Source organism: Parvimonas sp. D2 (assembly GCF_035282635.1).
Lineage (GTDB): Bacteria > Bacillota > Clostridia > Tissierellales > Peptoniphilaceae > Parvimonas.
This window is the reverse complement of sequence record NZ_JAYKBO010000004.1, coordinates 1-22499: the sequence shown is the minus strand read 5'-3', so window position 1 is coordinate 22499 and position 22499 is coordinate 1. Positions and strand designations below refer to the sequence as shown.

Annotated in this window: 20 protein-coding genes, 10 tRNA genes and 2 rRNA genes; all 32 read right to left on the bottom strand. The window is 29.2% G+C overall.

Going from position 1 to position 22499, the window contains the following annotated elements; translation table 11 throughout:
* Positions 1-34: 34 nt before the first annotated feature.
* Entirely contained in the window at positions 35-877 is an 843-nt protein-coding gene (rsmA, locus tag VJI77_RS05270; RefSeq protein WP_323988558.1) for a 16S rRNA (adenine(1518)-N(6)/adenine(1519)-N(6))-dimethyltransferase RsmA, read from the bottom strand.
* 1 nt (position 878) lies between these two features.
* Positions 879-1430, bottom strand: a complete 552-nt coding sequence (gene rnmV / locus VJI77_RS05265) for a ribonuclease M5 (RefSeq protein ID WP_323988557.1) — start codon at positions 1428-1430, stop codon at positions 879-881.
* Position 1431: 1 nt separating this feature from the next.
* Entirely contained in the window at positions 1432-2202 is a 771-nt protein-coding gene (locus tag VJI77_RS05260) for a TatD family hydrolase (RefSeq protein WP_323988556.1), read from the bottom strand.
* Complete coding sequence (gene metG, locus VJI77_RS05255; RefSeq protein ID WP_323988555.1) at positions 2202-4151, bottom strand: methionine--tRNA ligase; 1950 nt, start codon at positions 4149-4151, stop codon at positions 2202-2204. The genes VJI77_RS05260 and metG overlap by 1 nt, the downstream gene beginning before the upstream one ends.
* A 17-nt stretch (positions 4152-4168) precedes the next feature.
* Positions 4169-5479 carry a tRNA (N(6)-L-threonylcarbamoyladenosine(37)-C(2))-methylthiotransferase MtaB gene (gene mtaB, locus VJI77_RS05250; RefSeq protein WP_281703344.1) on the bottom strand — a complete coding sequence of 437 codons (1311 nt, stop codon included), beginning with the start codon at positions 5477-5479 and terminating at the stop codon, positions 4169-4171.
* Positions 5480-5486: 7 nt separating this feature from the next.
* Positions 5487-6215 carry an RsmE family RNA methyltransferase gene (locus tag VJI77_RS05245; RefSeq protein WP_323988554.1) on the bottom strand — a complete coding sequence of 243 codons (729 nt, stop codon included), beginning with the start codon at positions 6213-6215 and terminating at the stop codon, positions 5487-5489.
* The gene (gene prmA, locus VJI77_RS05240; RefSeq protein WP_323988553.1) at positions 6208-7146 is read right to left on the bottom strand and encodes a 50S ribosomal protein L11 methyltransferase; all 939 of its coding nucleotides are present in this window, start codon (positions 7144-7146) and stop codon (positions 6208-6210) included. The genes VJI77_RS05245 and prmA overlap by 8 nt, the downstream gene beginning before the upstream one ends.
* Positions 7146-8282, bottom strand: coding sequence for a molecular chaperone DnaJ (gene dnaJ, locus VJI77_RS05235; RefSeq protein ID WP_323988552.1), 1137 nt, complete (start codon positions 8280-8282; stop codon positions 7146-7148). The genes prmA and dnaJ overlap by 1 nt, the downstream gene beginning before the upstream one ends.
* 193 nt (positions 8283-8475) lie before the next feature.
* The gene (locus tag VJI77_RS05230) at positions 8476-9447 is read right to left on the bottom strand and encodes a gluconeogenesis factor YvcK family protein (protein ID WP_323988551.1); all 972 of its coding nucleotides are present in this window, start codon (positions 9445-9447) and stop codon (positions 8476-8478) included.
* Positions 9441-10292 carry an RNase adapter RapZ gene (rapZ, locus tag VJI77_RS05225; RefSeq protein WP_313961421.1) on the bottom strand — a complete coding sequence of 284 codons (852 nt, stop codon included), beginning with the start codon at positions 10290-10292 and terminating at the stop codon, positions 9441-9443. The genes VJI77_RS05230 and rapZ overlap by 7 nt, the downstream gene beginning before the upstream one ends.
* A gap of 3 nt (positions 10293-10295) precedes the next feature.
* The gene (murB, locus tag VJI77_RS05220) at positions 10296-11183 is read right to left on the bottom strand and encodes a UDP-N-acetylmuramate dehydrogenase (RefSeq protein WP_323988550.1); all 888 of its coding nucleotides are present in this window, start codon (positions 11181-11183) and stop codon (positions 10296-10298) included.
* A 9-nt stretch (positions 11184-11192) separates the two neighbouring features.
* Positions 11193-12125 (bottom strand): HPr(Ser) kinase/phosphatase, encoded by a 933-nt coding sequence (hprK, locus tag VJI77_RS05215; RefSeq protein ID WP_009372562.1) that lies wholly within the window; start codon positions 12123-12125, stop codon positions 11193-11195.
* A gap of 1 nt (position 12126) precedes the next feature.
* Positions 12127-13989 carry an excinuclease ABC subunit UvrC gene (gene uvrC / locus VJI77_RS05210; RefSeq protein ID WP_323988549.1) on the bottom strand — a complete coding sequence of 621 codons (1863 nt, stop codon included), beginning with the start codon at positions 13987-13989 and terminating at the stop codon, positions 12127-12129.
* Positions 13974-15752 (bottom strand): aminopeptidase P family protein, encoded by a 1779-nt coding sequence (locus tag VJI77_RS05205; protein WP_323988548.1) that lies wholly within the window; start codon positions 15750-15752, stop codon positions 13974-13976. Before VJI77_RS05205 ends, uvrC begins: the two co-directional genes overlap by 16 nt.
* Before the next feature lie 138 nt (positions 15753-15890).
* Positions 15891-16205, bottom strand: a complete 315-nt coding sequence (locus VJI77_RS05200; RefSeq protein ID WP_293440602.1) for a YerC/YecD family TrpR-related protein — start codon at positions 16203-16205, stop codon at positions 15891-15893.
* A gap of 117 nt (positions 16206-16322) precedes the next feature.
* A tRNA-Sec gene (locus tag VJI77_RS05195) sits at positions 16323-16419 on the bottom strand.
* A 98-nt stretch (positions 16420-16517) separates the two neighbouring features.
* Positions 16518-17006 carry a threonine/serine exporter family protein gene (locus tag VJI77_RS05190; protein WP_009372326.1) on the bottom strand — a complete coding sequence of 163 codons (489 nt, stop codon included), beginning with the start codon at positions 17004-17006 and terminating at the stop codon, positions 16518-16520.
* An 8-nt stretch (positions 17007-17014) separates the two neighbouring features.
* Complete coding sequence (locus VJI77_RS05185) at positions 17015-17803, bottom strand: threonine/serine ThrE exporter family protein (RefSeq protein ID WP_323988717.1); 789 nt, start codon at positions 17801-17803, stop codon at positions 17015-17017.
* Positions 17781-18560, bottom strand: coding sequence for a hypothetical protein (locus VJI77_RS05180; protein WP_323988547.1), 780 nt, complete (start codon positions 18558-18560; stop codon positions 17781-17783). The genes VJI77_RS05185 and VJI77_RS05180 overlap by 23 nt, the downstream gene beginning before the upstream one ends.
* A gap of 83 nt (positions 18561-18643) precedes the next feature.
* Entirely contained in the window at positions 18644-19972 is a 1329-nt protein-coding gene (locus tag VJI77_RS05175) for an APC family permease (protein WP_009354252.1), read from the bottom strand.
* 15 nt (positions 19973-19987) lie between these two features.
* Positions 19988-20722, bottom strand: a complete 735-nt coding sequence (locus VJI77_RS05170; RefSeq protein WP_323988546.1) for a gamma-glutamyl-gamma-aminobutyrate hydrolase family protein — start codon at positions 20720-20722, stop codon at positions 19988-19990.
* A 236-nt stretch (positions 20723-20958) separates the two neighbouring features.
* Positions 20959-21035 (bottom strand) — tRNA-Arg (locus tag VJI77_RS05165).
* 33 nt (positions 21036-21068) lie between these two features.
* Positions 21069-21143: transfer RNA gene (locus VJI77_RS05160), tRNA-Gly, on the bottom strand.
* A 5-nt stretch (positions 21144-21148) separates the two neighbouring features.
* A tRNA-Thr gene (locus VJI77_RS05155) sits at positions 21149-21224 on the bottom strand.
* A 7-nt stretch (positions 21225-21231) separates the two neighbouring features.
* Positions 21232-21308: transfer RNA gene (locus VJI77_RS05150), tRNA-Asp, on the bottom strand.
* A 5-nt stretch (positions 21309-21313) separates the two neighbouring features.
* Positions 21314-21389 (bottom strand) — tRNA-Val (locus VJI77_RS05145).
* Positions 21390-21411: 22 nt separating this feature from the next.
* A tRNA-Met gene (locus tag VJI77_RS05140) sits at positions 21412-21488 on the bottom strand.
* 14 nt (positions 21489-21502) lie between these two features.
* Positions 21503-21577, bottom strand: a tRNA-Glu gene (locus VJI77_RS05135).
* 6 nt (positions 21578-21583) lie between these two features.
* Positions 21584-21672: transfer RNA gene (locus VJI77_RS05130), tRNA-Leu, on the bottom strand.
* Positions 21673-21677: 5 nt separating this feature from the next.
* Positions 21678-21752: transfer RNA gene (locus VJI77_RS05125), tRNA-Asn, on the bottom strand.
* Positions 21753-21868 (bottom strand): 5S ribosomal RNA (gene rrf, locus VJI77_RS05120).
* A gap of 455 nt (positions 21869-22323) precedes the next feature.
* Positions 22324-22439, bottom strand: a 5S ribosomal RNA gene (rrf, locus tag VJI77_RS05115).
* Positions 22440-22499 lie beyond the last annotated feature (60 nt).

The following is a 22499-nucleotide window of genomic DNA, read 5'->3' as shown; positions in this document are numbered from 1 at the left end:
AGTATTACTTATTTTTTCTTAGTTTTTCAACAATTTATAAATTTTCATATTCTCTAGCAATATTTTTAAAATCTTCTAGAGATAATTTTTCTGCCCTTGTCCTAGTATCTATACCTAGTTTTTCCAAAACCTTAATAATTTTTTCTTTTTCTATACCAGACTTGCAAAATGAATTTAAAACTGTTTTTCTTCTATTTTCAAAGCCATTTTTTATAAGTTTAAACATCGTTTTTTCATACTCAAATTTTTCTTTTTTAAGTTTCATATTTACAACAGCACTATCTACATTTGGTGCAGGAACGAATACATTTCTTGACACATTGAAAGCTATATTAACATCAGCATAATATTTTACAAATAAACTTATGCTTGAATTATCTTTACTATTTTCATCTGCAACAAGTCTTTGAGCAACTTCTTTTTGAACCATTATAGTTATGGATTCCAAATCTAAATCACTCTCTAAAAGTTTTGTTATTATTGGTGTCGTCACATAATATGGTAAATTCGCAACCACAACTATTTTTTTTTGAGTAAATTTTTCTTCAATAAGCTTTTTAAAATCTATTTTTAATGCGTCGGATTGAACAAATTCAAAATTATCATATTCACTAAGTGTATAGTCTAAAACTTCTTTCAATCTTGTATCAATCTCTATTGAAACAACTTTTCCAGCTTTTTCAAGTAAAAACTTTGTAAGAACTCCAAAACCCGGACCTATTTCGATTACTCCATAATCTTTATCAACAGCTGAAACTTCAACTATCTTTTCTAAGATATTTCTATCTGTTAAAAAATTTTGTCCAAAATTTTTAGAAAATGAAAATCCGAATTTATCACAAATTTCTTTTATTACCGATAATTTATATAAATCCATTTTAAACTTCCTCTCCTAAAAATTTTTTAATAGCTGTAATTAATTCACTTTCGGTTATTCCAAAACTATTTAATCTCTTTACAAATTGTTTTGAATTACAATATCCAATTTTAAAATAATCACAAAGTTTTTCTCTAAGCTCTTTACTATTTCCCATTCCACTAATTCCTAAAGTAGTTAAAAGGGTTAAGTCTATTTCATCTTTTCTCTCCAAAACCGTTACTTTTGCATTTTCAATAGCTTCAATAATATCTTCAACTTTTGCATTTTCAACTCCAACATTATCTCCTTTAAGTGCAAGACTCCTACTTAAAAATGCATTTTTACAGTTTGGTATTACTCTATTTATATTTTTTCTAATCTTTTCTCCTGCATAGTCGGGATCGGTAAAAACTATTATTCCACATTTTTCGTTTGCCTCTTTTAATTTTTTAAGCAAATTTTTAGAAAAATGAGTTCCATTTGTTGCAATAACATCACAATCAAAGGCAGACTTAACTTTTGAAATATCGTCTTTTCCTTCAACTACTATTATTTCTTTGATTTTTTTCATATTAATCCTCTATTGAAAAAAGATTTCTGACATTACTATTCGTATTATAGATTAAATCATTCAATTCCATTTCTTTAAGTTCCGCAACTTTTTCAGCAGTGAATCTTACAAATTTCGGTTCATTTCTCTTTCCACGATTTGGTTCAGGAGTTAAATATGGACTGTCTGTTTCCACGAGCAAATTGTCTAGTGGAATTGTCTTTACCATTTCTCTAACATTAACTGCATTTTTAAAAGTTACCGTTCCTGAAATAGAAATATAGTAACCAAGCTCCATAAATCTTTTTGCCATCTCGCTTGAACCTGTGTAACAATGCATTACGCCTTTTACCTTACCTTTAAATTCAGATAGAATATCATAAGTATCTCCCATAGCATCTCTAGTATGAATGATTACCGGTAGTTTTCTCTTTTCAGCAATTTCAAGTTGCTTTCTAAAAATTTCTTTTTGTTTTTCTCTTGGAGAATTGTCATAGTAATAATCAAGTCCGATTTCTCCAATAGCAACTATTTTTTCACTAAAAGACATTTCATAAACTTTTTCTAAATCTTCATCAGTTACATCTTCAACTTCATGTGGATGAATTCCTACTGATCCATATACTCTATCATATTTTTTTACTATTTCAATTATCTTTTCACTTGATGATATATCAGAGGCAGGGTCAACAATAAAGTCGATTCCATCCTCTTCAAAATTAGAAATTATAGAATCTCTATCAAAATCAAATTTTTCATCATCAATATGACAATGACTATCTACTATTTTCATTATGATACCTTTGATCCTTCTTTAACATCATTTAAAACAGTCAATACACTTAAATTCTCATCATCAGATGTAGCAAGTATCATTCCATTACTTTCCACACCTCTTAAATTAACCGGTTTTAAATTTGTAACAACAATAACTTTTTTACCTATAAGGTCTTTTTCAGAATAGTATTTTCTTATTCCTGATACAATAGTCCTAACCTCTCCGCCAATGTCAATTTTAGAAACTAAAAGTCTATCAGCCTTTGGATGAGGCTCGCATTCTAAGATTTTTCCTACTTTAAGTTCAACTTTTGCAAAGTCATCTATTGTTATTAGTTCATTTTCTTTAACATCTTCTTTAACTTCATCCGCTCCTGAATTTTTCTTCTTTCTCATCTCAATAAGTTCAGAATTTTTTTGAATAATTATTTCTAATTCTTTATCAACATCAAGCCTATCAAATAAATTCTTTCCTTTACAAACTTTAGTACCAACTTCAAGTAATCCAAATTTAGTTAAGTCTTCATAAGAATAATCTGAATAACCTATTTGTTCATTTATTTTAGATGAAGTTTCTTTCATAAAAGGTTTAATTAATCCTGAAATAATTCTTATACTTTCAAGTAAATTATAAATTACAGTTTTCAATCTTTCTTCTTTTTGTTCTTTAATCAAAGCCCAAGGAGTTGTTTCATCAATATATTTATTAGTTCTTCTAACTAATTTCCATATTTCTTCAAGAGCCATTGAAAAATTAAGTTTATCCATCAACTCTGCAACTCTATCTCTAGTAGTAGTGGCAATTTCGATTAGATCATTATCAAGTTCAGTTAATTCTGTTTGAGAAGGAACAAAACTATCAAAATACTTTTCACACATTGCCACTGATCTTGAAACTAAGTTCCCTAAGTCATTTACAAGGTCTGAATTAATTCTGTTTAACATTTTAGTATAAGTGAAATTACCATCTTGCCCAAAAGTAAATTCTCTTAGCATAAAATATCTTAATGCATCCATTCCATATCTTTCTATAATCGGTTCAGCATAAACTATATTTCCCTTGCTTTTACTCATCTTATCATCATCAAATAAAATCCATCCATGTCCAAAAATTTTCTTTGGCAATGGTAAATCTAAAGCCATCAAAATTGCAGGCCAAATAATTGCATGGAAACGCATGATTTCCTTCCCAATTAAATGAACATCACAAGGCCAAAATTTATTGAACTTTTCTTCATCTGTTCCATAACCTATACCTGTTAAATAACAACTTAAGGCGTCTATCCAAACATAAACAACATGCTTTTCATCAAAAGGAACTTTAACACCCCAATCAAAACTTGAACGTGTAACGGATAAATCAGTTAATCCTTCGTTAATGAAACTTATCATTTCATTTTTTCTTGATTCTGGTTGAATGAAATCAGGATTTTCTTCATATAATTTTAAAAGTCTATCTTGATATTTAGAAAGCCTAAAGAAATATGTTTCTTCTTCACTAGGAGAAACTTCTCTACCACAGTCAGGACATTTATTTCCTTCAACTAGTTGGCTTTCAGTCCAAAAGGCTTCACAAGGAACACAATACATTCCTTTATAACTCCCTTTATAAATTTCTCCCTTTTCATAAAGTTTTGTAAAAATTTCACTTACATTTTTTTCGTGAATTTTATCTGTACTTCTAACAAAAGCATCAAAATCTATATCTAAAGTTCTCCAAAGTTCTTTTGCACTTTCAACAATGGGATCAATATATTCCAATGGAGCTTTACCAGCTTTTATAGCGGATTCTTGTAATTTTTGACCATGTTCATCAGTTCCAGTTGTAAAAAATACATCAAAACCTTGAGCTTGTTTATATTTCTTTAACACATCTGCAACAATTGTTGTATAAGTATGACCTAAATGTAAATTACTATTTGGATAATAAATAGGTGTTGTCAAATAAAAGTTTTTCTTTTCCAAAATAAGCCTCCTAATTTTTAAATCTTTATTTTACTTGCTAATCCAAATATTTCTTCTCCTTCAACCGAAATACCATTGCAATAAACAACTTTGTTTTTCATATCTTCATTATAAGGAGCAGAAAATCTTATATAATTTCTTGTATAACCTACAAGTCTATTTCCATTAATATTTTCTTCAAATAAAACTTCATGTTTTTCTGAAAGTTCTTTTTTCAAAAATTCTGTCGTCATATCCTTTGCTAATAGGATTAATTCATTACTTCTAAATTTCTTTACGTTTCCATCAACCTGTTCCTTAAAATCAAAAGCAGGAGTTCCCTTTCTCTTTGAATATTTAAAAACATGAATTTTAGAAAATCCTATTTCTTTTACAAAATTTAATGTCTCTTGAAAATCCTCGTCATTTTCTCCTGGAAATCCAACAATAATATCAGTTGTAAGAGCAACATTTGGAAAAATTTCTTTTATCATTCTAACTTTTTTTCTATACATATCAGTTGTATATCTTCTATTCATAAGTTTTAAAATTTTATCGCAACCGCTTTGTAAAGACAAATGAAAATGCTCACAAACTTTTTTACAATTTTTTAATCTAATTAAGAAATCTTCAGAAATAATTCCCGCTTCTATGGAGCTAAGTCTTATTCTGTCAAGATTTTCGATAGTAGATAATTTTTCTATAACATCAATAAGTCTAGTATCATTTCCTAAATCGAGTCCATAAGAACCAACATGAATCCCTGTTATTATGACTTCCTTATATCCATTATTCGCAAGTTTTACAGCTTCTTCATATATATCATCAATTGGTCTTGACTTAATCGGTCCTCTTGCATAAGGAATTATGCAGTATGTACAAAACATATTACAGCCTTCTTGAATTTTTATATATGCTCTTGTTTTACTTTCTTGATTTTCTATTGACAATACGTCAAAACCACAATCCTTTGTAAGTTCTGAAACGATATTAAACTTTAAATTCGACTTCTTTGATTCTTCACATAATTCAACTATTCTAGCTCTATTTTTAGTTCCAATAATTACATCTACATCCTCAATTGCAGAAATTTCATCAGGTGCAACCTGAGAGTAACAACCTACTACAGCTAAAATAGCATCCTTATTCAATTTTTTCGCTCTGGAAATAAATTGTCTTGATTTCCTATCGCTCAAATTTGTAACTGTACAAGTATTTATAACATATACATCACATATATCATTTTCATTACAAATCTCATACCCTCGTTTCTTAAATAACTCCTGCATAGCTTCAGTTTCATACTGATTAACTTTGCAACCCAAAGTTAAAAAACTAACTTTATTCATAAACCTCCTACATAAATTCATATTGCAAAATTGAAAGTAAATTTATGCCTGCAGTCTCCGTTCTCAAAATTCTAGCTCCAAGGCCAATGCTGAAAGCTCCATTATTTGTTAAAAATTCAATTTCTTCTCTTTCAAAGCCACCTTCTGAACCTATTAATATATAAATATCTTTGCAGGATTCTTCTGTTTTTATTTTCATAATTACATCCCTTAAAGAAATATTTTTATCCTCTTCATAAGCTACAAGTAAGTAATTATCTCCTACAAAATTTATAATATCCTTAATTTGTATTAATTCATTGATTTTAGGAACAATTAATCTCTTTGATTGCTTTGATGCCTCATAAGAAATTTTTTGCAATCTTTCAATTTTTTTATTTTCTTTTTTTTCATCAATTTTTACGATACATCTTTTAGAATTCACCAAAGTTATATCATAAACTCCAAGTTCAACCGCTTTTTGAACTATTAAATCCATTTTTTCACCCTTTGCCAAACATTGCAATAAGTGAATTCTAATATTCGACTCTGTGTTATCTGAAATTTTTTCCAAATTATAAACAGAAATATATTTATCACAAATCTCTATATTCCCAATATAAAGCTCCCCTAAAACTACTACCTCAATTTTTTCATCTTCTGCAATTCTAAGAACTTTTTTTATATGATTATAGTCATCTCCGTATATTTTAACTTTTCCATCTAAGATAGACTCGTCAGTAAAAAATCTATGCATTCTTTCTCCTTGCAATTACACAAACCCAATCTTTGTTTTTGTTTACTTCCAAAATTTCAAAATTATTTTTTATCAAGGCGTTTTCAACATCGGAATATTTTTCTTCTATTATTCCAGAACCAATAAAAATTCCTTCATCTTTTATAAATTTACTTATATCATCCAATAATTTTACTAGAATATGAGCAAGAATATTAGCAACAATCACATCCGCTTTTGAATTTAATTTTTCACATAAATCTCCATGATGAACAATAATTCTATCCTCAACCTTATTTAGTTTAGCATTATCTAAAGTTGCTTCAACACCTAGAATATCAATATCTACAGCTTCTACTTTTTTTGCACCAAGTTTCAAAGCTCCAACAGATAAAATTCCACTTCCTGAACCTATATCAAAAACAGTTTTATCTTTTAAATCTATCTTTTCGATAGCTTCTAAACATAAAGATGTAGTTTCATGAGTTCCCGTACCAAAAGCCATACCAGGATCTAATTCGATCATTATTTCATTTTCTGATAAATCATAAGCTTCCCAAGTTGGTTTTATAATAAAATTTTTTCCAACTTTTGTAGGTTTATAATATTTTTTCCACTCATTTGCCCAATCTTCCGTTTTTATTTTAGAATCTATTTTTAAAATGACTTTTTCGTTGTATTCTCTTTCAAATTCTGAAATTCTCTCTTGTAAAATTTGCAAATTTTCTTCAATTTCATCGTCATTTTTTAAATAAGTCTTAACAGTAATAAAATCACTTTTTTCAAAATTATCCTCATCTAAAACTACCCAATAAGGCTTTTCTTTTGCAAACTCTTCATAATCTCTTGAATCTTTTATATTTATTCCATCAATATCAAATAAATAAAGTATTCCAACTATATTATCTTCAAATTGATTTTTTACTACAACCTCAATTTCAGTCCAGTCCATTATTCAAATAGCTCCTTTACCTTTTCAAAAAAGTTTTTCTTATGCTCTGTCAAATGTTCTTCTCTCTCATTAGAAAACTCTCTTAAAAGTTCCTTTTGTCTATCAGTTAAATTCTTTGGAGTAATAATTTTAACTCTAAAAGTTAAATTACCCTTACCATATCCATTTACATCAGAAATTCCCCTATCTTTAAGGATAAATTCTGTACCAGTCTCTGTTCCTTCAGGAATTGTATATTTTTCTTTTCCATCTAAAGTTGGAATTTCTACTTCTGCCCCTAAAGTTGCTTCTGTAAAGGAAATTGGTAATTCATAGAAAACATCATTTCCATTTCTTACAAATAATTCATGAGATTTTACTTTGAAAATAACATATACATCTCCATTAGGTCCACCATTTTCTCCACAATTTCCTTGTTCTTTTAAAGTCATAATATTATTTGTATTCACACCTTTTGGAGCTTTAATAGTAAACTTCTTTCTTACAAGAACAAATTTTTTGCCTTTACATTTTTCACATTTTTCTTCTACAATTTCACCAGTACCATTACATTCGTTACATAATTCTTCAGAAACAACTGTTCCAAAAAAACTTTGTCTTTGAACTCTAATACTTCCACGTCCATTACATTTTTTACAAGTAACTTTCTTTGTTCCTGGTTTTGCACCGCTACCTGAACATACATTACAAACAGTTTTTACATTTACAAAAATTTCTTTTTCTACACCATTTACAGCTTCAAAAAAATCCAAATCTAAATAAACTTCAGTATCTTCTCCCTTTCTTGGACGATTGGAATTTCTATTAGAACCAAATCCTCCAAAACCTCCAAAGCCTCCAAAATTCCCGAAAATACTTTCAAAAATATCTTCCATATCAGAGAAGCCTCCAAAGCCTCCGCCTCCTGATGCATTAGCATTAAAGCTTGCTTCTCCATAGGTATCGTATTTCTGTCTTCTATTGTCATCACTTAGTATTTCATAAGCAAAGTTTACCTCTTTAAAATTTTCTTCTGCTTCTTTATCATTAGGATTAACATCTGGATGATACTTTTTTGCTAATTTTCTATATGCAGATTTTAACTCTGCTTTATTACAATTTTTATCTACTCCTAATATTTCATATAAATCTCTCATAATCTCTCCTAAAAATATATAATATATAATAACTCAATATATTATTTTACCATAAAATGAACTTTCTTTCCACTATTTTTATCTATTTTATGGCTTGTGTTATTAAAAATAATAACTTAAAAATGCAAAAAAAGATTGGGTAAATCCCAATCTAAAATTTACAAATTTAAAATATTCTAAATTTAACTATTATTTAAAAATTTTCTAAAATCAATCTTGCAAGTTTATCTTCATTATGTCTTGAATAGCCTGAAGATTTATTAACTAAATTGTCCTCTAAAACCCTTATTTTTAATTTTTTTAAATACTCTCTTTCTTCATCACTTAGTAACAGTTGACTTGCACTTTTTCTTTTATATTTTAACTCAACTTCTTCAGGAATTATTTCATTATTTACTATAACTGTGTCAATTTTAATTCCTTCACAATGCTTATAAATTGCGTTTAAATGATCAGTAACCTTATAATCGAAGGTTTCTGTTGATTGATTAACAACATTTAAAATAAAGCAAATTTTTGCTTTAGTATTTGTTAATGCTTCACTTATTTCAGAAATTAACAAATTAGGAATTACAGAAGTATATAAACTTCCAGGACCTATTAAAATTACATCAGAATTATAGATTTCATGAACAACTTCATTAAGTGGTTTAGCATATTTCGGAGAAATGAAAACTCTATTTATTCTACTACTTTTTTCATCTTCTAAATCTAAAGCAGTTATATTACTTTCTCCCTCGATTATTTCTCCATTTTCAAGCTCTGCAAATAATTTTATATTATCTAAAGTAACTGGTAAAACTTTACCGGTTATTGCTAAAATATTTGAAGTTTCTTGTATACCTAACATAAAATCTTTATATATATCAGCCATTGCAACTAGAAATAAATTTCCAAAGCTTTGTCCCTTTAGATTTCCCTCTTTAAATCTATATTTCATCAATCTTTCCATTGATTTTTCAGTATTTGCTAGGGAAATCAAACAAGCTCTAATATCTCCCGGTGGAATAATTCCTAAATCATCTCTTAGCATTCCGGAACTTCCGCCGTCATCAGCTACAGTTACAATTGCAGTAATATCTTTAAAATATTTTTTTAAACCTTTAAGAATAGTAGAACTTCCAGTTCCTCCTCCTATGGTTACAATTCTAGTATCATCTACCATAGTCTTTCATCCCTATGAGAAATATTAACATTAGAATGTTCTTTTTTAAGTTCTGAATAAATTTTTTCAGCTAAACAAACAGAACGATGCTTTCCACCTGTACATCCAACTCCAATAGTAAGCATATTTTTTCCTTCAGCCTTATATTTAGGTATTAAGAACTCCAATAAATCAACAACCTTATTTAAAAATATCTTTGAGTCACCAAAACCCATAACATAATCTTGAATTTCATCATCTTTTCCGTTAAGTTCTTTTAGTTCTTCAATATAATATGGATTAGGTAAAAATCTAACGTCAAAAACTAAATCAGCTTCAACCAAAATTCCATTTTTAAATCCAAATGATTCTATATTTATAACTAAATCTTTTTTATTACCATTGAAAAAAATTGAATTCAATTTATTTTTAAAACTTATAGCAGAAAGTCTTGTAGTATCTATGATAATATCAGATTTATCTTTTATATCATTAAGTAATTCCCTTTCTAGCTCTATGGAATCTGAAAGTGCACCATTCGGGTTTACAGGATGAGGACGTCTTAATTCCTTGTATCTATTAATAAGAGTTCTATTACTTGCATCTAAAAATAAGACTTTAAGTTCACAATCCATTTTTTTCAAATTTTGAATTGTTTCTGATAAGTCTTCAAAAAACCTAGCTCTAACGTCAATAACTATAGCCAACTTTTCAATAGACTTTGTAGAATTATTTATTAATTCAACAAAATCTACAATAAATTTTGGAGGGAGATTTTCCATGCAATAATAACCCATATCTTCAAAATGGTTTAATGCCAATGTTTTTCCTGCTCCACTCATTCCTGTAATTATAACTGCTTCCATAACCTAATCCTTTAAAATTCTTACTTCTGTTTCCAACTTAACTCCAAATTTTTCAAAAACAACTTTTTGAACATATTCAATAAGCTCCATAACTTCTTTATAACTTGCATTTCCTTTATTAACAACAAAGCCTGAATGTTTTTCGGAAACCCAAGCATCATTTATATGATATCCCTTAAGTCCAGCATCTTCGATTAATTTTGAAGCAAAATGTCCTTCAGGTCTTTTAAATGTACTTCCCGCAGAACCGAAGTTCAAAGGTTGTTTTGAATTTCTTCTTTCTCTTAAATCTTCATAGACAGCATTTATTTCTTCTTTATTTCCTTTTTGTAATTTCAACTTAATAGTAGTTACAATATAGTTTTTCCTTTGAATTATGCTTTTTCTATAAGAAAATTCAAGCTCTTCATTTTTTAATTCTCTTAATTCAAAATTATCTAAGTCCAAAACTTGAACGGATTCCACTATATCTTTTATTTCCCCACCATAGGCTCCTGCATTCATATAGATTGCTCCACCTATTGTTCCAGGAATTCCTGAGGCGAATTCAAATCCTGTTAAAGAATTTTCATAAGCTACAGTATAAACTTCTGATAATTTTGCACCAGAATTTACTATTAAATATTCGCCCTCAACTTGTATTGCTGAAAATTCACCCTTTAATTTTATTATAACTCCATTATAGCCTTCATCTGGAACAAGTAAATTTGATCCGTTTCCAATTACAAAAAATTTAATACTATTTTCTCTACATATTTTTATAGTTTCAACTATATCGGAAACTTCTCTTGGTTCAATTAAAGCTATACAATTTCCACCAATTTTGAATGTAGTATGATTTTTTAAAGGTTCGTCATATCTTACAATACAATTCAATTTACTAAATAACATATTTACCACCTAATTTGATTTATTTTTTATTTCTTCCATTATTCTTTTATTTAATTCCTCTGCAGCATTATATCCATACATTTTTTGACGCATATTTCTTGCTGCAACTTCAACAATCAGTGCTATATTTCTACCCGGTTTTACAGGAATTACAATATATGGAAGTTCAAGACCCAGGATACTTTTGTATTTATCATCAAGACCTAATCTATCATATTCTTTATTATCTATCCAATTTTCAAGCTCAATAACAAAATCAATCTCTGTAGATCTTTTTATTGCCCCTGATCCATATAACCTTTCAATATCCAATATTCCAAGCCCTCTAATCTCTAAAAAATGTCGAATATTTTCAGGTGACTCACCATAGAGTTTATTATCTATTTTTCTTATATCTACAGCATCATCTGCCACCAATCTATGTCCACGAGCAATAAGTTCAAGAGCAGTTTCACTTTTCCCTATACTACTTTTACCAAGTATTAAAATTCCCATACCAAAAACTTCAAGTAATCCACCATGAACTCTTATTTCTTCACTTAAGGCATATTCTAAAAATAAATTTAACTTGGAAATAAGTTTAGTAGTTCCATAATCTACTCTTAAAATTGTTCTATTATGTTTTTTTGCCAAAGAATAAACTTCATAAGGTATATTAATTCCATAACTGTAAATCAAAGCGGGAATCGGATATGAAAAGAACTTATCAAAAATATTTCTTCTTTCATCAAAGGGTAAATATTTGTTATAATATTCATGCTCCGGAAGTCCAATTATTTGAATTCTTTTATATGAAAAAGTATCAAAAAAACCACTTAGTTGAAGCCCAGGTCTATTAACTTCATTAATATCTATTTCTATTTTATCATAATCATCGCTTTTATAAACAATCTCAAATCCAAGTTTTTCAACTAAGTCTTTCAATAGAACACTTTTTTTCATATTATCCCTCATTATTAAAAAATTCAAAAATATTTTTAGCTGTTTTCTTATCCATTTTATCAACCATAAGAAGTTCTTCAACACTTGCTTTTTTTATCGAAGAAATGCTTCCAAAATGAGATAATAGTTTAATCTTTTTAATTTCTCCAACACCTTTTATCTCATCAAGAACAGAATTTTGTAATTTTTTATTCTGTAAACTTCTATGGTAGTTAATAGCAAATCTATGAACTTCTTCTTGTATGTCAAATAAAAATCTATATATATTTGTATTTATATCTAATTCGATATAATTGTCTTCAAAAATTATTCCTTTAGTTCTATGCTTGTCATTTTTTACAAGTCCAATAACAGGAACATCCAAGTTCCTTTCTAAAAGAACTTCTTTTGCTACATTAACATGTCCCTTTCCACCATCCATTAAAATTAAGTCCGGTTTTTCTGAAAAACTGCTTCCAGCAGAATTTATTTTTTCATCTAAAAATCTATTAAATCTTCTTGTGAGCATCTCTCTATGGCTTGAATAATCATCTTGCCCTACAACTGTTTTTATCTTAAACTTTCGATAATCTTTTGAGCTTTTAAAACCATTTTTATAAACTACCATACTCCCAACATTAAAATCACCTGAAATATTTGAAATATCATAACATTCTATTCTGTTTAGATTGTCAATATCCAAAATATTTTTTAGATAATTAATAGCTTGTAAATATTTTATATTTATATTTTTACTGTCAAAAATATGTTTAGTTAAAATTTCATTTGCATTTTTTTGCAAAATTTTCATTTGATCAAATTTAACACCTTTTTTAGGATTTTTTACAGAAATAGATTTTTCAGAAAAAATATTTGCTAAGAATAATGAAATTTCATTTAAAAATTTTTCATCCGAATAATCAATATATACTTCTTTAACCTTGTTATGATGACTTATGTAAAATTGCCTTATAACATTTGAGAATAGCTCTTCAACTTCCAAGTCCAAAATATTTTCAACAATGAAATGTTTTCTATCAACTACAAGTCCATCATTTACAATAAAAATTGCAACAACCAAAATATTCTCAGCATAAGCATAAGAAATCAAATGATACTCCTTAAATTTCTTGATATTAAAAATCTGCTTAGTAAATAAATAATCAATTTCACTTAAGAAATCTCTATATTTCATCGCAAGTTCATATTCTTCTTTTGCTGATGCCTGTTTCATTCTATTTAGTAAAATTTCCTTTATCTCAGTTGTATCTCCTGAAAGAAACTTAATAACTCTTTTAACATCATTATTATAATTTTCTCTATCTATATTTTGAGTACATGGTGCTGAGCATCTTCCCAAATAATAGCTCATACAAGGTCTTTGTAAAAACTTTCTTTTATCAAAGTTCAACTTACAATCTCTTATATTGTAAATCAATATTGATAATTCCATCAATTTTTCTAAGTCTGAAATTGTAGGAAAAGGCCCAAAATATTGAGCCTTATCTTCCTTAACATCTCTAACTTTTAAAATTTTAGGAAATTTTTCATTTGTAATTTTTATATAAGGATATTGTTTATCATCCTTTAAATTTATATTATACTTAGGTCTATTTTTCTTAATCAAATTTGCTTCTAAAACTAAGCTTTCAGTTTCGTTGTTTACAATTATATATTCAAATCTATGAATATGTTCTACCATAGCTTGAACTTTTTTGTATTTGTGATTAGTAGTAAAATATGACCTAACTCTATTCTTTAAAGAGACTGATTTTCCAACATATATAATATTATCATCCTTATCATACATTATATAAACTCCTGGCAAATCAGGTAGTTTTTTTAATTCATAATTTATATCAAATTCCGTTAAATTTCCTTGCATTGTTCTCTTAAATATTCTAAATCATGTCCACTTAAATATGGAGATAATTTTTCATAACACATCTTATTATAATCATTTAACCAAGTAATTTCTTCTTCACTCATTAATGATTTATCTACAGGTCTTGTATCAATAGGCACAACTGTTAAATTATCAAATTTTAAGAATTGACCAAATTCAGTCATTTCATCTTTAACACAAACCATAATGCTTTCAATTCTAATTCCATGACTACCACTAATATAAATTCCTGGTTCATCAGAAGTTATCATTCCAACTTCCATTGGATATTCATTTCCTGCAGTACCTATTCTTTGAGGTCCTTCATGAACATTTAAAACATGACCAACTCCATGTCCTGTACCATGATTGAAATTAATTCTATTCTTCCATAGATTATATCTTGTGAAAGCATCTAAATATCCACCATTAGTTCCTTCTAAGAACTTAGCTTCCATTAAAGCAATATGTGCCTTTAAAACTAATGTATAATGATAAATTTCTTCTTCTTTTAATTCTCCAAGTGCAACTGTTCTTGTTATATCAGTTGTTCCATCTAAGTAATGTCCACCACTATCAATTAAATATAATCCTCTTGGTTCAACTTTTACAGGATGTTCATGACTTGGTTTGTAATGTGGCATTGAAGCATTTGCCCCATAAGCAGAAATTGCTTCAAAACTGTCTTCAATAAACAAATCTTGTTGTTTTCTAAATTCAAATAACTTTTCAGACGCAATCATTTCTGTTATTGTTCCAGTTGAAACACCTGTTTCCAACCAATTTAAATATCTAACTAATGCAACACCATCTTTGATGTAAGCATTTTTTGTATTTTTAATTTCTATTTCATTTTTATGAGTTTTCATAATGGAAGTAAGATTTAAACCTGTAACAACATTAACTCCTCTTCCAATAGCTGAGTAAACGGCTACATTTGTTTTTCTTGTTTCTAAATACAAAGTCTTTTTAGCTTCAATATCAGAAATATCTCTTCCTATAACTTCATAAGCTTTGATAGAAATATTATTTTCCTTTAAATAATTTGCAACTTCTTCTGATAATTTAGATTTATCAATGTATAAATTACAAGCATTTTCAGAAACTAATAAATATGAAATTACTACAGGATTACATTGAACATCATTAGCTCTAATATTTAAAACATAAGCAATATCATCTAATGAGCCTATAAAATGATAATCTATTCCTTTTTCTTTCATCATTTCTCTAAGTCTTGCTATTCTATTAGAAGTTGACTCTCCAGAATATTTTTCATCAAAAATATAAACTTTACTATCTGGTTTTGCAGGACGACCTTCTTCATTCCAAATATCTCCCACATAATCAACATCAGTTATAAACTCAAAATTAGGTAACTTTTTCATTAAATTTTCATATTCTGCAACAGAAGTATTATTACCATCAAAAGCAATCTTTGCACCTCTATTTGGAAACTCTTTTAACAAGAATTCTTCAATAGAAATTGAATCAGGAACACCAATCTTATAAAGTTCAACTTCTCCAACAGCTAATTCTTTAGCGGCTTGAATAAAATATCTACCATCAGTCCATAAACCTGATTTCTTTGTAGTAATAACAGCAGTTCCTGCAGAACCTGTAAAACCTGTTATAAATTCTCTAGTTTTGTAATAATCCGCTAAATATTCTGATTGATGCGGATCTGAGCTAGGTACAATATAGGCATCTATATTTCTTTTAGCCATCAACTTTCTCAATTTACTAATTCTTTCATTAATCATAATGACAATACCCCCTTATAAATTTAAAACTAACAATTATATTATAGCATTGTATCTGTAATATTTCAATAAATTTTAAAATCTATAACAAAAAAATAGATACTATTTTAAAATAGTATCTATTTTACTTAAAATCAATTATTTTTTAGTTTTTAAATCTTTAGCAATTAACGCATCAAGAACTAATTCATAACCTTCTGCACCAAATTGTAATGATCTATTTACTCTACTAATTGTAGCAGTTGATGCTCCAGTTTCAAGTTCTATTTCGTTATAAGTTTTTCTTATCTTTAAAAGTTTAGCAACTTCTAATCTTTGTGAAATAGAATTTAATTCACGTAAAGTACATACATCTTCAAAGAAAGCATAGCAATCATCTTTAGATTTTAACATTAATATTGCTTCAAAAAACTCGTCTAATTGTTTTGATTGCAATTTTTTTAAATTTGACATAACACACCTCCATTTATTAAATAACATCTTAACATAATTATACCAAATAACAGCTTAACATAATTATACTTCATCGTAAAAGAATAGTCAAGTGCTAAATTGTATTTTTAAAAAAACTGGCGGGAATATGTGGGAATCGAACCCACCTAAGAAGCTACAAACTCCTCATGCTGGTTTTGAAGACCAGAGAGCACACCAGAACTCATCTACTCCCATAAAACAACATTAAGTATTATACATTATTTAACTAAAAAAATCAACCTTTTTACAAAAAAATTTTTCATAAAAAAGTCTATTCGAATTAAACTTTCTTTATTGTTTTTCTGAGAACTCTCCTATTATTTCAGTTATTTCGTTAATTTTATTAACTCTATCAAATTTTACTCTCTTAATCGATTTGGAAAATACCGCTGAAACTAAAACTCCAATTGCTATAGAACCTGCATGCACAACTGTACTTATTCCAATATCTAAAGCTAATAAATACTCATTTTTTGCAAAATATTCCATAGTGTGATACATTCCATACCCTGGAACTAACATTACAATTCCAACATATAAAAATACTGTAGAAGGCATTTTTAACCTTACAGAAAAGTATTCTGCAAATAACCCTACAACTATAGATGCAATCAAATTGCTAACCGCATTTCCAAAATGTTTACTACAAAAATAATAAACAATCCAACTGATAGTTCCAGTAATAGAACAGTAAATAATAGCTTTCTTTGGAACTATAAAAAATATTGAAAATGCAATACTAGATACAACCGCACAAATTATATTTAAAAATAAATCCATAAAATCACCTATCCAAAAAGTCTAAGAATTAGAACTACACCAACAGCAATAGAAACTGCTGTAAATATAGCAGACATTATTCCAATTATTCCTGACAAAATATCTCCTGATAAAATATCTCTCATTGAATTTGTTATTTGTATTCCTGGAAACAGAGGAACAATCCCTGCAATCAAAATACTTGATACATTTTCAATATGAATAATCCTAGACATAGTCATTGTAAAAAGTGCTACTGCACTTGCAGATAAAAAAGTTGTCAAGAATGATGGTAACTTTAATTTTTCTACATAAATCAAAAATAGCATTTCAACAAGCATAGCCATAGAAGCTGGAATAAAATCGCTTAAAGTTCCACCAAAAATAAAAGCTAAAAACGGTGCAGATATAGTAACTAACAAAACAATAGCTACATTACTATATGAACTTTTATTTTTTATATTTTTCAATTCTTTAAATGCTTGATCAATATCAACTTTTCCAGAAACTATATTTCTTGATAACTCATTTAGCAAAGCTATTTTTTCCAAATTTTTTCCAGAATCATTTAATCTTCTCATACTTGTATAAGTAGTTCCATTAAATACAAATGAAATAATTACCATATTACTTAAAGCAAAAGTGTTAACAGCCTTTATGTTTTCAAAAGACTTACAAATTCTATTTATACTATCCTCTACTCTATAAACTTCAGCTCCATTATAAAGCAAAGAATAAGAAAATTTTACACTAAAATTCAATAATTTCTTAGCTTCATAATCACTATTTATAGAATTATTCTTTGTCATTGTATTCATCTTCAATACGTTCTTCCATTTCTTTTAAAAATTTTCTTTTTGAACGAACAACATAAAAAATTAATAAAAACAGAATTGACGGAACAATAAGCACAACAGGATTTTTTAATAAATTAGAGATAGCTTCCATTCGTTCTTTATAATCTTTCTCAGACTTTTCACTTACCGCCTCTAGTCTGTTTTGTTTCTCTTCTTCAGTCAACTCATCATAATTTTTACTAAAATCATCTTTTGGTTTTGAATATTTATTAGCCTCTAATCTCTTATTTTTTTCAATTTCATCAAGATTAGGTACATAATCACCTTTATTAATCATATTCTGGAACAATTTAACTTCTGAATTTTCAGGATCTTTATCATTTGCTAAATATAGTGTTTTATAATTACCAGAAGTAGCTTTAAATATCCAAGTCAAATCTAAAGTATTATCTTTCTTCAAAATTCCTACAAAATAATCTCCTTTTGCTGGAGTTAATCTACTATAGCTATATTCTTTAAACTTAGGAACTTCTATTTCATTAAGATTTTCGCCTAGGAAAATAGTGGTAACTTTTATTTTAAATTTCCCATTAGAATCATCGGTTATATTTCCTATAAAAAAACTTCTATAATCCATATCATAAATTCTATTAGCCCTATCAAAATTATCATCTGCATATGAAACTTTTGAAATAAAGCTAAAACTAATGATTGAAATTAAAAACAAAACTAAAAATTTTTCTATGATATATTTTATATTTAAAAAAGTATTTTTCATAAAATCACCTCTAGATATATTTTACCATAAACTAAAAATAAAAAATAGAGAAGAAATAAATTCCTCTCTATTTTTTATTTTTACTATGCATTTTCTTTGTTTAATAATTTCATTAAAAAATAAACAACAGCTCCAATAACCAATCCACCAAGTCCAATTACTATTTTTTGCATATCTGAATTATATAATAACCAGAAACTTACAACTACTGCTAAAATTGGAATTACTGGTCCAAATGGAACTCTAAATGATGGTTTTAAATCTGGACGTTTCTTCCTTAAAACAATTACTGATAAACAAGTTGGTACATATTGTACAAATCTTGATACAACGCTTATAGCAGCTAATATTGCAAATGAACCTATTAATGATCCATATAAGCCTAAAGCTAAAGTTATAACGCCTGTAATAATTATTGCAATATATGGAACATCCTTTGAGCTCTTTTTAGCAATAACTCTAGGAATTAAACCATCATCAGCAAGAGCTGAACCACTTCTTGGTGTCATTATAGATGCAGCTAAATTAATACCACCTATTGATACTAATGTACCAGCACCAACTAAGTATTTTCCAGCATTACCAATAATTCTTTGGAAAGCTTCTTGAATAGGAGCTTTTGCAGTAACTAAATCTGTTCCTAAAATTCCTATTGCTATTCCAATAATTAAGACATAAAAAATCGAACAAATAAAGATAACCAATAAAATAGCTTTTGGTACATCTTTTTCTGGATTGTCCATGTCTTCAGCAGCAACAGCTATACTTTCAAACCCAGTAAATGCGTAGAATATTGTTAATGCAGCAGCACCAATAGCAGCACCAGCTGACATAGTTTGTCCACTAGCAGTTTTCCCAGGAACAAAGAACGGAGTAAAGTTTGATCCATTTATAAAGAACAAACCTACTGCAATAAAAATAATAAGTGGTAATAACTTTCCAGTTGTTACAATATTATTTAAAATCTTTGAAGTCTTAATACCTGATAAATTCACTAAAGTAAGTAAAACAACAATAATAGTAACTATAATAGCTTTTGCAATATTCTCATTAGCAAATGTTCCCTTAGGTAATAATCCCATTAAGGCTTCAGCAAAACCAACAGTCATTGTAGCCCAAGCAATAATAGCTATAGCCCATTTCATAAAACCTACTTCAAAACCAACAAACTCACCAAAGGCCTCCTTAGCATATACATAAGGACCTCCATTCTTTTTAAACATTCCACCAACTTCGGCAAAACATACTGCAATACTAATAACTAATAATGCATCAAATAATGTTACTAAAACAGCAGCTGGCCCAACTTGTGCCATAACCTTATTAGGTAACAAGAAAATACCAGAACCTATAATACCATTAAATCCTAAAAGAATAATACTAAATAAGCCCATCTTATTTTTATTAGTCATAAAAATATACACCTCCTACTTTTTGTATTCTATGACTTTTTTGACAAATGAATTAAAAATCTCTTGAGATTTTTTGCAATTTAAAGATAGCATTTCTGGATGCCATTGAAGTCCAATTACAAAACAATCTTCTGTTATTTTTTCAATAGATTCAACAACTCCATCAGAACTTTTTGCAACAATCTTAAATCCAGGTGCAACATCTTTTACTATTTGATGATGAAAACTATTTACTTTATATTCTTCACCTAAAATATTTCTCAAAAATGTTCCATCATTTAATTCTACCAAATGAGTAGCCTGACTTGGATTATCACCTTGATTATGTTTAAGTTTAACAAAATCTGCATAAGATAAATCTTGATATAAAGTTCCTCCATTAACAACGTTAATTATTTGATAACCTCTACAAATACCAAAAATAGGTTTCTTTAACTTAATGGCAGTTTTGTATATTTCCATATCAAAAGCATCTCTTTCAGGAAAAACTTCTCCAATTTTTAGTAATGGTTCTTCTCCATAATTATGTGGATCTACATCATGTCCACCTGATAAAATAATTCCATCAACTTGTTCAACCATTTCTCTAGTACTTTCCAAATCTTCATTAAATGGTATAATAAAAGGAATACCACCCGCTCTTAATATAGCTTCTACATAATCTTGATTTACATAAGATCTTCTATATCCTGAAAAAGTATTACCCTTATTAATCAAAATACTACCTGAAATTCCAATAATCGGTTTCATAAAATCGCCTCCTTAAATAGTGTCTTAACAATTATATCACTAAAGCTACTAAAATACAATATAAAATGGCATTTATTAATAAAAAAATCTAAATAATATCAATGTATTAATTCTGCTTCTAAGATAATGTTAATCAATTTTTTTATACCCAATTTTTGCAAAAAAAAAGAGTCAAATATAATTTATTTGATTCTTTAGTTAAAAATTAGCAATCACAAAACTGTAATCACTTTGTTTGGCGTGCCATAGAGGATTCGAACCCCTGGCCTTTTGGTCCGTAGCCAAACGCTCTATCCAGCTGAGCTAATGGCACATAATACAAAACTCAGAATAAATTCTGAGTTCTTGGAGCGGAAGACGAGATTCGAACTCGCGACCCTCGCCTTGGCAAGGCGATGCTCTACCACTGAGCCACTCCCGCAAATATGGAGCTGGTGGGAGGACTTGAACCCCTAACCTACTGATTACAAGTCAGTTGCTCTACCAATTGAGCTACACCAGCATACTAGTGGCGACCTGGATGGGACTCGAACCCACGACCTCTAGCGTGACAGGCTAGCATTCTAACCAACTGAACTACCAGGCCGTATTTGGTGGGCACAATAGGGCTCGAACCTATGACCCCCTGCTTGTAAGGCAGATGCTCTCCCAACTGAGCTATGCGCCCAAATATAACCTTAATATAAAAATGGTAGCGGAGAAGGGATTTGAACCCCTGACACTGCGGGTATGAACCGCATGCTCTAGCCAACTGAGCTACTCCGCCACATAAAAATTAAATGGTGACCCCACCGGGATTCGAACCCGGGTTACCGCCGTGAAAGGGCGATGTCTTAACCGCTTGACCATGGGGCCTAAAACTGGTGCCGAGGACCGGAATCGAACCGGTACGATGAGTTAACATCGCAGGATTTTAAGTCCTGTGCGTCTGCCAGTTCCGCCACCCCGGCATAATTGGCTCCCAGGGTGGGGCTCGAACCCACAACCTACCGGTTAACAGCCGGGTGCTCCACCATTGAGCTACCTAGGAGTTTGGCTGTTTTCTATTCTTCCAATACGAGATGTATCAGTACCTTCGACGTTTAGGAGCTTAACTTCTGTGTTCGAGATGGGAACAGGTGTATCCTCCTAGCCATCACAGCCATACTTGTCTATTTAATTTTGCTGTTAAGCTCTGAGCTTTCACTGTCGAAACTTACCATTTGTTTCACAAATGGAGTTTCTTAGCATCTGACCTACGACACAATCACAGATTGCTGTTAGGTCATTAACTTCTGTGTTCGGGATGGAAACAGGTGTATCCTCCTAGCCATTACAGCCATACTTGTTTATTTACTTTTCTTTGCCGTTAAGCTCCGAGCTTTCACTGTCGAAACTTGCCATTTGTTTCACAAATGGAGTTTCTTAGTATCTGACCTACGACGCAATCTCAGATTGCTGTTAGGTCATTAACTTCTGTGTTCGGGATGGGAACAGGTGTATCCTCCTAGCCATTACAGCCATACTTATTTGTTTAATTTTGCTGTTAAGCTCTGAGCTTTCACAACAATAAACAAAATTAATTATTTATATAAACAAAAAACCATTCTTTCGAGTGGTTTGTTTGGCTGTTTTCTATTCTCCCAGTACGAGATGTACTAGTACCTTCGACGTTTAAGAGCTTAACTTCTGTGTTCGAGATGGGAACAGGTGTATCCTCTTAGCCATCACAGCCATACTTGTTTATTTACTTTTCTTTGCCGTTAAGCTCTGAGCTTTCACTGTCGAAACTTACCAT